Genomic DNA, 235 nt, shown 5'->3' on the forward strand with positions numbered 1-235 from the left:
TTTCACAGCTCCCTGTTATTGGCGCACCTTTTGGGCGTTATCTGCGAAGTAAAGCGGCACATGTGCACGAAAAGCCCTCAACACCGCCTGGCAATATTACTGCACTGGTTATCTATCTGCTTTCCTGCTGGCGGGCGTACAAGTTTCGCAAAATGTTGTGTAAAAGCCAGCAAGGCTTTCTGCTCATCACCGACCGCTACCCGCAGGTTGAAGTGCCGGGGTTTCGCTTTGATGG

The 235-nt window shown here is 51.9% G+C and carries 1 pseudogene; it reads left to right on the plus strand.

Annotated features, from left to right (window positions below):
* Window positions 1–235: pseudogene (locus SB756_RS35505) on the plus strand (hypothetical protein); the annotation flags it as partial.

It is taken from the genome of Pseudomonas sp. SIMBA_068 (genome assembly GCF_046534705.1).
GTDB classification, from domain to species: Bacteria; Pseudomonadota; Gammaproteobacteria; order Pseudomonadales; family Pseudomonadaceae; genus Aquipseudomonas; species Aquipseudomonas putida.